Below are 579 nucleotides of genomic sequence, written 5' to 3' on the forward strand. Positions count from 1 at the left end.
GACGCCGCCGGACTCAACGTAAGAAGATGTGGCCATCGGCTTCATCGAGAACTCGCAGGGGAGACCCTCGTTCTCGGTGGGGCCGGTGGCCATTTCTGTTCTCCGCCCACTCGTCGGCCTCGACGTGCGGCTCGGTCCGTGATGGACTGGGAGCACAGCAGGCCACGGACGGCGCACACACAACGACACAGCGGACGATCGCCGGCGCTCATGCTCCGGCACGCGATGAGGAGCAATGGTGGCGAACGACGACGACCGGAACGACCGGAACGACGACGGAGGTGGACGTCCCCCGCGGCGTGATGGCGATCGTCCCGCTCGACGTGACGGCGGCCCCTCGGCAGGTCGTGGCGGCTGGTCATCGGGTCCGCGTGAGTTCGAGCGTCGTGAAGGTGACCGACGTGACCGACCGCAGCGTGACGGAGACCGTCCGTTCCGATCCGATCGTCCGGGTCGCGACAGTGCGCCGGGTCGTGGATTCCGCGACGGTGGACAGCGTTCTGATCGCTCGAGTGGGCCGCGCGGGGATCGTCCGTCGTACAACTCGGACCGGCCCCGCCGCGATGGGGATCGTCCGTC

1 protein-coding gene is annotated in these 579 nt (G+C 68.4%); it reads left to right on the forward strand.

Annotation, left to right across the window (positions count from 1 at the left end; genetic code table 11):
- Nucleotides 1–392: 392 nt before the first annotated feature.
- A partial coding sequence (locus BIU90_RS18885) for a hypothetical protein (protein WP_139195141.1) occupies nt 393–579 on the forward strand: 187 nt, incomplete at its 3' end.

The sequence above is a fragment of the Curtobacterium sp. MCBA15_001 genome (assembly GCF_001864835.1).
In the GTDB taxonomy this organism is placed as follows: domain Bacteria; phylum Actinomycetota; class Actinomycetes; order Actinomycetales; family Microbacteriaceae; genus Curtobacterium.